12 protein-coding genes and 1 tRNA gene are annotated in these 8,619 nt (G+C 31.0%); 7 read left to right on the forward strand and 6 right to left on the reverse strand.

The genetic code is table 11. The features are described from left to right. Positions 1–5 precede the first annotated feature (5 nt). The 7 genes from VJI93_RS03910 to VJI93_RS03940 all read left to right on the forward strand — a co-directional run bounded on the left by VJI93_RS03910 (position 6) and on the right by VJI93_RS03940 (position 5,371). Entirely contained in the window at positions 6–188 is a 183-nt protein-coding gene (locus tag VJI93_RS03910; RefSeq protein WP_008755282.1) for a transposase, read from the forward strand. 170 nt (positions 189–358) lie between these two features. Next, positions 359–976, forward strand: coding sequence for a DNA alkylation repair protein (locus tag VJI93_RS03915; protein ID WP_315035971.1), 618 nt, complete (start codon positions 359–361; stop codon positions 974–976). A gap of 126 nt (positions 977–1,102) precedes the next feature. Beyond that, positions 1,103–1,423, forward strand: coding sequence for a DUF3847 domain-containing protein (locus tag VJI93_RS03920; RefSeq protein WP_315035969.1), 321 nt, complete (start codon positions 1,103–1,105; stop codon positions 1,421–1,423). 240 nt (positions 1,424–1,663) lie between these two features. Continuing rightward, complete coding sequence (gene mobQ / locus VJI93_RS03925) at positions 1,664–3,142, forward strand: MobQ family relaxase (RefSeq protein ID WP_323999481.1); 1,479 nt, start codon at positions 1,664–1,666, stop codon at positions 3,140–3,142. Positions 3,143–3,322: 180 nt separating this feature from the next. After that, positions 3,323–3,856 (forward strand): PadR family transcriptional regulator, encoded by a 534-nt coding sequence (locus VJI93_RS03930; protein ID WP_323999482.1) that lies wholly within the window; start codon positions 3,323–3,325, stop codon positions 3,854–3,856. An 85-nt stretch (positions 3,857–3,941) separates the two neighbouring features. Beyond that, positions 3,942–4,658 (forward strand): ABC transporter ATP-binding protein, encoded by a 717-nt coding sequence (locus VJI93_RS03935; protein WP_323999483.1) that lies wholly within the window; start codon positions 3,942–3,944, stop codon positions 4,656–4,658. Beyond that, positions 4,655–5,371, forward strand: a complete 717-nt coding sequence (locus VJI93_RS03940) for an ABC transporter permease (protein WP_323999484.1) — start codon at positions 4,655–4,657, stop codon at positions 5,369–5,371. The genes VJI93_RS03935 and VJI93_RS03940 overlap by 4 nt, the downstream gene beginning before the upstream one ends. A gap of 615 nt (positions 5,372–5,986) precedes the next feature. Here the strand turns inward: VJI93_RS03940 and VJI93_RS03945 are convergent. From VJI93_RS03945 to VJI93_RS03970, 6 genes are all read right to left on the reverse strand, one after another. Beyond that, positions 5,987–6,205, reverse strand: a complete 219-nt coding sequence (locus VJI93_RS03945) for a DUF1858 domain-containing protein (protein WP_009354846.1) — start codon at positions 6,203–6,205, stop codon at positions 5,987–5,989. A gap of 195 nt (positions 6,206–6,400) precedes the next feature. Continuing rightward, a tRNA-Pro gene (locus tag VJI93_RS03950) sits at positions 6,401–6,477 on the reverse strand. 118 nt (positions 6,478–6,595) lie between these two features. Then, on the reverse strand, positions 6,596–7,198 hold the full coding sequence (locus VJI93_RS03955; protein ID WP_323999485.1) for a YdcF family protein: 603 nt from the start codon (positions 7,196–7,198) through the stop codon (positions 6,596–6,598). A 10-nt stretch (positions 7,199–7,208) separates the two neighbouring features. Next, on the reverse strand, positions 7,209–7,694 hold the full coding sequence (locus VJI93_RS03960) for a GAF domain-containing protein (protein WP_323999487.1): 486 nt from the start codon (positions 7,692–7,694) through the stop codon (positions 7,209–7,211). Positions 7,695–7,821: 127 nt separating this feature from the next. Continuing rightward, positions 7,822–8,133 carry a hypothetical protein gene (locus VJI93_RS03965; RefSeq protein ID WP_323999489.1) on the reverse strand — a complete coding sequence of 104 codons (312 nt, stop codon included), beginning with the start codon at positions 8,131–8,133 and terminating at the stop codon, positions 7,822–7,824. Positions 8,134–8,147: 14 nt separating this feature from the next. After that, positions 8,148–8,519: a hypothetical protein gene (locus tag VJI93_RS03970; RefSeq protein WP_323999492.1), complete on the reverse strand. Its 372-nt coding sequence runs from the start codon at positions 8,517–8,519 to the stop codon at positions 8,148–8,150. Between the last annotated feature and the right edge of the window lie 100 nt (positions 8,520–8,619).

The raw sequence follows: 8,619 nt of genomic DNA on the forward strand, positions 1-8,619 counted from the left end.
ATTGAATGACAGAAAAACAAGAAGCACAGACTAAAGATGAACGAGCCATGTCCCGAAAACCTGATGGCATTTTAATAAAAAAGATTAGAGGAAAGACCTTTGTAAGCGAGATATATTTTGATAAAGAGAGCAAGGATACCTTTCAAGATAAGTTGTTAAAGATAGTGCAAGCGGAACGGAAAGAATAAAGGAAAAAGATAATTTTTATATCTATCTTTTCTATTATTTTTCTGTATGTCTTGATGAATTCCTGAGGTCAAGTAGGAAATCTGACAGTGGAAAAAAGCCATTGAAAATGGTATAATACTTTCAGATGATTTTTAGAAAAAATTAGAATTTGAAAGCGAGGTGAGTTCCTTTGAAAGAGTATATTGGGAGTTTAGAAAAAGAATTTTCTTTGATAGAAAATGGTTTCAAAGAGGAAGAAAAAAGAGCCTTAAACGATTATAAATCTAATGATAAAGAATATATCAAGAAGTTGGCATTTTTAGCTTATAAATCTCACACATATCAAGTAAGAATGTACGGCGTATTTCTTTTTGGATACTTGTCAGAACAAAATGATATTCTGGCATTTATGAGAGATGAAGTTTCTAAAGATGATAATTGGAGAGTTCAAGAAGTATTAGCAAAGGCATTTGATGAATTTTGTAAAAAGACAGGGTATGAAAAAGCACTTCCAATCATTGATGAATGGTTAGAAAATAATAATCCGAATACGAGGAGAGCAGTTACAGAGGGGTTGAGAATATGGACGAGTAGACCATATTTCAAAGATAATCCGAATGAAGCTATTAGACGAATTGCCAACTTAAAAGAAGATGCGAGTGAATATGTTAGGAAATCAGTAGGAAATGCTTTAAGGGATATTAGCAAAAAATTTCCAGAGTTAATTAAAGTTGAACTTAATAACTGGAAGTTGGAAAGCAAAGAAATAAATCAAGTGTACAAGTTGGCAAGTAAACTTATTAGCTGACAACTCCCAGTTTTTATCTAACTTAAACAACTAAATACAAGCTGTAACATAGCAGTTCACAAAACAGTAAATCAAATCGGTTTACTGTTTTTTATTGCTCAAAATTAGAAAGAAGGGACAAGAAAAATGAAAAACATAGAAGAAAAAATTTTAATGGCAGATGAAGAAATCAAGCAGTTACAAAACAAAAGAAAAAAGCTCATCAGTCAACAGAAACAGGAAGAACGAAAAAAGAGAGATAGACGCATTTATGAAAAAGGAGCAGTCTTTGAAAGTATCTTTTCCGCAAGCAAAGACTTTACCAAAGACGAATTTTATCAACTAATTACATTCCCGAATATAAAAGAATCAGTCAATCAAAAAATACTAAAAATCATAGCAAAGCGAGAAGAAAGTGGAAATCAAAATACAGAAATACAAGAGGAAGAAACAGATTCAGAGGAATAGTCCCTTGTTTACAAGGGCGCACTTATACACCCTAAAGGGTGTGTGCGTTCTCCGAAGGCTCTTAGCAGAGGGCATATCAGCTAACGCTGATACAGGGGAGCTACACTCCCCTACGGAAATAAATTTCCTACCCCTTGTGTACTTCCAAAAAGAAAACGGATAAAAGCTATCCGATTTCTTTCTGGAAGTCTTATCCATCGCCACATCAAAGTATCAAAAAAAGAAAGGAGGTCTTATTTTATGGCAATATATCATCTAAGTATAAAGATTATCTCAAGAGGCAAAGGAAAAAGTGCAGTTGCAGCTTCCGCTTATCGAAGTGGCGAAAAGATAAAAAATGAATATGACGGAGTAGTTCACGACTTTACAAGAAAAGGAGGAATAGCACATACAGAAATTCTCTTACCACAAAATGCACCACAGGAATTTTCAGATAGAGGAACATTATGGAACAGTGTAGAGAAAATAGAAAAAAGTAAAAACTCACAGCTTGCAAGAGAAATAGAAGTAGCATTACCCAAAGAACTAAATCGAGAAAAACAGATAGAGCTTGTACGAGAATATGTAAAAGAAAATTTTGTAAATGTCGGTATGTGTGCCGATATTGCCTTACACGATAAAAAAGACGGAAACCCACACGCTCATATTTTACTTACTATGCGACCGTTAAATGAAGATACAACATGGGGAGCAAAATCAAAAAAGGAATATATTCTTGATGAGAATGGAGAAAAAGTAAAACTCAAAAATGGAAATTACAAAACCAAAAAAATCAATACAGTCGATTGGAACGAGCAAGAAAAAGCGGAAGAGTGGCGAAAAGCATGGGCAGATATTACCAATAAATATTTGGAAGAAAACAACATACAGGAAAAAGTGGATCACCGCTCTTTTCAAAGGCAAGATATAAAGCAAATACCGACCATTTATTTAGGAGTATCGGCAAGTCAAATAGAGAAGAAAGGTATAGCCACAGACAGAGGAAATATCAACCGAGAAATCAAACATCAGAATATGATTTTAAGAGAAATTGCAAGAAGAATAAATGCCTTGCTAAATTGGATAAAGAGAATAGGAAAAGAGGAAAACACAGAAAATGAAAATACAAAGCCCACCCTCCCGCCAAAAGAAAATCTACTATCTGTTTTTGAAAATCTTATCCGTAAAAACGCAGATACCAATAATGCAGACTTGGAAAAATATATTGAAAGCTATGAGTACCTAAAAGAGAAAAATATCACCTCTCTATTGCAACTGAAAGAAAGCATATCAGCATTACGAGATAAGAACTATAAGACTACAAGAACTATCAAAAACACCGAGAAGAGCATTGATGATAAAATTAAACTTATTGACCAAGCAGAGAAATATTTGAAGCATAAAGATACCTACAAAGCCTATACCAAATTAAAGAAAAGCAAACGGGAAGATTTTTATAGCGAGCATACCGCAGAGATTATTTTATATGAGAGTGCAAGGAAACATCTCAAAGAACATTTAGGAGAAAGCAAGACCTTAAATATATCTAAATGGAAATCGGAAGTAACAGCCTTGAAGAAAGAAAAAGATAGTCTGTATTCTCAAATCATAGACCTACGAAAAGAGGTTGAACAAGCTGAAAGTGTTAAAAGCTGTATAGAGAAGCTGCAACAAGAAAACAGAGAACTATCACAGGTAAAGAAGCGTGAGTTAAATCTAAAAAATGTTGAGAAGAACTAACTCCGTTTTGAGAATTAAAAATACATTAATGAAAACTTTTTAAGAGGGTAGTTTACAAAAAACAAAAGTGAAGATCATAAATTGTTGAAAGTAGACGTATTTTATATAAAATATCAAAATCTCACTTGACTTTCTATATATAATGCCGTATAATTAACGTTGAGTATACGGAGGGATTTTATGACAGAATTATTTGTATTAGGGATGCTGAATATTCAAGTTATGTCAGGTTATGACATTCAACAAAAACTTTTAGAGTGGAATGTTTCAATTTGGAGCGAGGTATTAGTTGGGTCAATATACCACGCTCTGAAAAAGCTGGAGCAGAAAGAATATATAAGCATTAGCAGTATAGAAAATACCGGTCATCGACAAAGAGCAATCTATCAAATCACGGAGAAAGGAAAAAAGTATTTATCCTACCTGATAAAAGAATCTATTTCAGTTTCATCGGTAGTTTATCCTAAAGCTCTTTATACCGGGTTGACATTTATAGATACTCTCTCTAAAGAGGAACTATGTTCTTCTTTGGAATTACAGAAAAAGGTGCTTGAAGATGAATATATACGGACAGAAAAAGCTCTGTTGGAAAAAAAGGAAGCTATGGGCAGTGATTTTTCTCCGATCATGCAACTTGTCTTTGAGGATACGCTTTCTATTATTCGGTTGCGACAAAATTTTATTGACAAACTCTTAATATTACTCACAAGTTAAATTTCTCCCTCACTGTTTGAGGGAGAAAAAAATAAAGTATTACTCAACATTGAATAAACAATTTGGAAGAAAGGAGACCATAATTATGGATACATTGATTAATGGAATTGGATTATTAAAAAAATATAATGGGCGAGAGGTCGTTCGAAACATAGATATAGAGATAAAACGAGGCGAAATTCTTGCTTTGATTGGAACCAACGGAGCAGGAAAAACAACCACCATTTCTATGTTGACTGGAATTATTAAGCCTGACTCCGGTAATGTTTACTATTGGAGAGATGATTATAAATCTCATATAGGTATACAGCTTCAGTCTACTCCTTTTTTTGAAGGATTTACTGCGTTAGAAAATATGATGATTTTTGCTGCACTTCATAAAACGCATTTGGATAAACAATCCGCACAAAAAAAGCTTAAAAGATGGGGACTGGAGCAGGTGGAGAATACATTGGCAAATCGACTTTCGATCGGACAGCAAAAAGCATTGGCGATTGCTGTTGCTACTGTTCATCAGCCGGAATTGGTTGTCTTTGATGAACCGACTTCCGGGCTTGATCCGCGAGCCCGTTACAAAATTCGGGAATTGATAAAACAGTTGTCGGATGAAAATTGTACTGTTCTGTTTTCTTCTCACGATATGGAAGAAGTATCTAAAACCGCTACTCGCATTATCATAATGGATAGAGGAGGTATTTTAGCCAATGGTTCACCGCAAGGCTTAATTAAAAAACACAATGTGAAAGATTTAGAGGAATTGTATTTGTCATTAACTATAACAAAAGGAGGAGAAAAAGAATGAAAACAATATTTCTTTTAACGATACGATCTGCCATTAGAGATTTGTATTTATTGGTATGGTCATTACTGATTCCTGTAGTAAGTATTATTTTTGTCGGAATTTTTATTAAAGAATCGGTATATAAGCAACATATTTCTGTTGGAATAGTTGTTGCAAGTATTATTTTTTATGCGTTTTCAACAATAGCTTATACTATTATGGCACAACGAAAACGTGGAGTTTACAGTTTGTTGAAAATCACTTCCATGAAGTTGTGGGAATATGTATGCAGTTTATCAAGTGCATGGATACTAATATCTGTATTTTGCGGAGTATTCATTTTTTCTGTCTGTGCTGTCTTTTTTGATATTAAGACTTCGTTCATCGCTTTTGTCGGATTGCTTCCGATTTTGATTATTGGAGCAGCCGGATATATATTTTTTGCTTTTTTCATTTCAAGTATAGCCAAAAATGAAGCTCATATGAGTATGATTACAAATTTAATAATATTTCCGTTATTACTTTGTAGCAATGCCTTTTATTCATTGGAGAATGTACCGTTTGTTTTCCGTATGATCCAACGTCTCAATCCTGTTCAATGGTTTTTGAACGCAATACATGCCACTCTTAATTTGAATATATCGTCTTATCTAATAAGTATGGGGCTTCTTTTGTTTTTCCTTTTAGGAATGCTGGGGCTATCTTTAAAGACATTTCATTACACAAATATTTAAATATGAAATTAAAATATCGAAATTGATTTTTGTTGATTCGGGAATATTTTTTGAACCACAGATATAACAAGGAATCTCGATTTAAGGGAGATGTTGTAAAATTTACCAAAAACCTCATGAGATATTCGTTTAGAAACAGTAAACCAAATAAGGGTTACTGTTTCTCTTTGCCTAAAATAAAGATGAGGATATAAGAAAAAGTCAATATATTAAAAAAGGTACTTGACAAAACGCTCTCTGCTATGACGTGAAATATTTCGTTTCATATATGATGTTTAAATACTATATTATGAGATTTTAATTCTTTTCTATTATACTTACAAATATAATTTAAAGTTTATTTACTGTTCACGTCTAGCTATTAATCAAAGATATCTCTCCAACACGTCATCTCGACCGGAGTGAAACGGAGCGAATCTAGCCCTAACTTTGTTTACTTGTAAACAAAAGTAGGTCTGACTGGGTAATTGTATCTTTAGATACAATTACTCTGGAGATCTCATACTTTTGGTTTAGCAAAAGTAAATGTATCGAAGATACATCAAAGACACATATTGTTTTACCAAAGTAAAAAAGCAGGGAAGTCCCTGCTTTTTCGTCTTAGTATGGATGCATTTAAGCATTAATAAAGTTTTCTAACTTTTCTTTTAATTCGTCAAATTCAAATCCACCTTTAATAGCAATCATTTCAAGAGTTGCAATATCTTTCATCATTGCAAATAATTCTGGATTATCAAGATTTGAATATTCTGGACTTAAAGTCTTTAAGAAGTTTTTAACTTCTGGATATTTTTCAACTAATTCACCAATTTTTGTACTTTTTTCTAATTTCATAGTATTTCTCCTTTTCTCTAATCAATTTAATTACTCTTTATATGATTTATTATTTATGTTAATAATATTATAACCTTATTTGTATTGAAAATCTGTTGCATTTGAAACAAAAGAAAAAAAATTTTGAACTTTTTGAAAAAATGTAAATATAAATTTTTACATAAAAAAATTCCTATGAGAAAAACTCATAGGAATTGGTCGGGGTGAGAAGATTCGAACTCCCGGCCCCATGGTCCCAAACCACGTGCGCTACCAAACTGCGCTACACCCCGATACGATTACCTACATATTATATAACTTTTATTTTATTTTGTCAACACTTTTTTTAATTTTTCATGCTAATAAGTCGTTTATAGTTGATTATTACATCATGTAGGATCAATCGTAAAATTATTTATTCTTTGAATGTAAATTTTTTATATCTTCTTCTGTAGGTTTATCATACAGAAAAGTTTTTACAACTGCAAAAGTTTCTCTTATATATGATGAAAGAATAGCACCACCTGGAGTATTTGCAGGAACTGTCCTTGCTAAAATTCCAAATCTATAAAGTATAAATTTTGCTCTAAATAGATGATAACTAGATGATATTACCATTATTTCAGATGGCTTTTTATCAAGTTTTTCAAGAGCAAATTTTATATTCTCATAAGTATTTTTACTACTGGTTTCAGTAATAAGTCTTTCTTTCGCTATTCCTTTTTCGATAAGGTATTTTTGCATATACTCAGCTTGAGAAAGCTCGTTATTATTTTCCTTTCCGCCACATAAAATAGCTTTAGCAGTCTTATATTTATTTAGATATTCAACAGTAGTATCTAATCTATTAATCAATGTTTTTGAAAGATTTCCATTATTTGCTTTAGCTCCAAGCACTAATACATAATTTTCAAAAGTATCCATCTCGTTTTTTTGAGAATGATAGATTAAAGATTGAATTAGGACGACTAAACACAAACAGATGAATAAAATAAATTTAAAAAGTTTTTTCATACTGACCTCCTTAAATGTGAGTTTCCAATTGTTTAACAAATGCTTCTAGGTAAGTTTCTTCTTCCTTTGAAAATCTATTAAAAATTGGGGAATCTATATCTAATACACCAATAATTCTATTATTTTTAAAAATCGGAATGACAATCTCTGAATTGCTCTTAACATCACAGGCGATATGGCCTTCAAAATTATGAACATTATCAATATTCAAAGTTTTTTTAAGATTTACACTCGTTCCACAAACTCCTTCTCCGTTTTGAATTCTAACACAGGCAGGAAGCCCCTGAAAAGGTCCAAGAACTAAAGTATTTGTCTTTTCATCTAAAAGATAAAAACCTACCCAATTTATTTTTTCTAAAAAGAAGTTTAATAGGGCAGATGCATTCGCCAAATTAGCTATCATATTATCTTCATTACAACATAATAAATACAAATCTTTTATTAAAGAAGAGTATTCTTCTCCTAGATTACCTTCATATTTGACTGGATTAAACATAAAAACCTCCTTAATACTATTTACTATCAACATAAAATTTTTATAAGGTTATATTTTAGTAGTGGTTACATACAAGAAGCTGATTCAACTCGTTTAATAGAGCTTTTAAGCTATTTATTTTACTTAATTATAAATCATTATATTTTTCGCCTTCGAATTCTATAAAATCCTTTATCGCCTTAGAAACTTTTCCACTAATTGCGTCATCAAAACTTTCCTTTAAATTATTTAATATAGCTTTGGTCCTTTTTACTTCACCTGAAAGTATCCAATCTGTATGTGTTGAGTAAAATCTAATTTTATATATTTTTTCATTACTAAAAGTACTTCTAATAGTATTCTTGTCTAAAAATTTTTGAAATTCTAAATTGCTATTTTTATTTTCGTTAAAATAATTATTAACAGTATTCTGAAAATTTGTTGATTCTGAACTAATCATATAATCTCCTTATTCTATTTGCTATCTTTATAATTTTCCTCAATATCCATTTTTAATCTTTTTATTCTACTTTCGTATTCATCTTCATTTATTCTAAATTGTTTATTAATTTTATTTGCATTTTCAAGATATACCATATCTACATTATTATAATACTGACCAAAAATAATATTTAAATTACTTAATTCATTATTATAATTTCCATTACTACGAAGATAATTAATAGAATTTTGTCTATTTTCATCAATCATTTCAATAAGTTTTCTCTTTTTCTCTTTTAAATCTTTGATTTTTTCTTCGTAATTCTTTTTTATGTTATTATATTCTTCTTGTAAATTTTCTAGTTCTATATTTTTCTTCTTTAAATCTACATACCTTTCGTCCATAAATCAAAATCCCTTTTTAAATATGCATCATTTGCCAACATTTCTTCAATAGTTTTATTTACCTTTTCATACAACTCTATAAAATTTTCATTTATTTCTT

Source organism: Parvimonas sp. M20, from assembly GCF_035282425.1.
Lineage (GTDB): Bacteria > Bacillota > Clostridia > Tissierellales > Peptoniphilaceae > Parvimonas.

Bases quoted from the DNA above. Each gene is read 5' to 3' on its own strand.
- VJI93_RS03910 (WP_008755282.1), top strand. From the start codon at position 6: ATGACAGAAAAACAAGAAGCACAGACTAAAGATGAACGAGCCATGTCC.
- VJI93_RS03920 (WP_315035969.1), top strand. From the start codon at position 1,103: ATGAAAAACATAGAAGAAAAAATTTTAATGGCAGATGAAGAAATCAAG.
- mobQ (WP_323999481.1), top strand. From the start codon at position 1,664: ATGGCAATATATCATCTAAGTATAAAGATTATCTCAAGAGGCAAAGGA.
- VJI93_RS03930 (WP_323999482.1), top strand. From the start codon at position 3,323: ATGACAGAATTATTTGTATTAGGGATGCTGAATATTCAAGTTATGTCA.
- VJI93_RS03935 (WP_323999483.1), top strand. From the start codon at position 3,942: ATGGATACATTGATTAATGGAATTGGATTATTAAAAAAATATAATGGG.
- VJI93_RS03940 (WP_323999484.1), top strand. From the start codon at position 4,655: ATGAAAACAATATTTCTTTTAACGATACGATCTGCCATTAGAGATTTG.
- VJI93_RS03945 (WP_009354846.1), bottom strand. From the start codon at position 6,205: ATGAAATTAGAAAAAAGTACAAAAATTGGTGAATTAGTTGAAAAATAT.
- VJI93_RS03955 (WP_323999485.1), bottom strand. From the start codon at position 7,198: ATGAAAAAACTTTTTAAATTTATTTTATTCATCTGTTTGTGTTTAGTC.
- VJI93_RS03960 (WP_323999487.1), bottom strand. From the start codon at position 7,694: ATGTTTAATCCAGTCAAATATGAAGGTAATCTAGGAGAAGAATACTCT.
- VJI93_RS03965 (WP_323999489.1), bottom strand. From the start codon at position 8,133: ATGATTAGTTCAGAATCAACAAATTTTCAGAATACTGTTAATAATTAT.
- VJI93_RS03970 (WP_323999492.1), bottom strand. From the start codon at position 8,519: ATGGACGAAAGGTATGTAGATTTAAAGAAGAAAAATATAGAACTAGAA.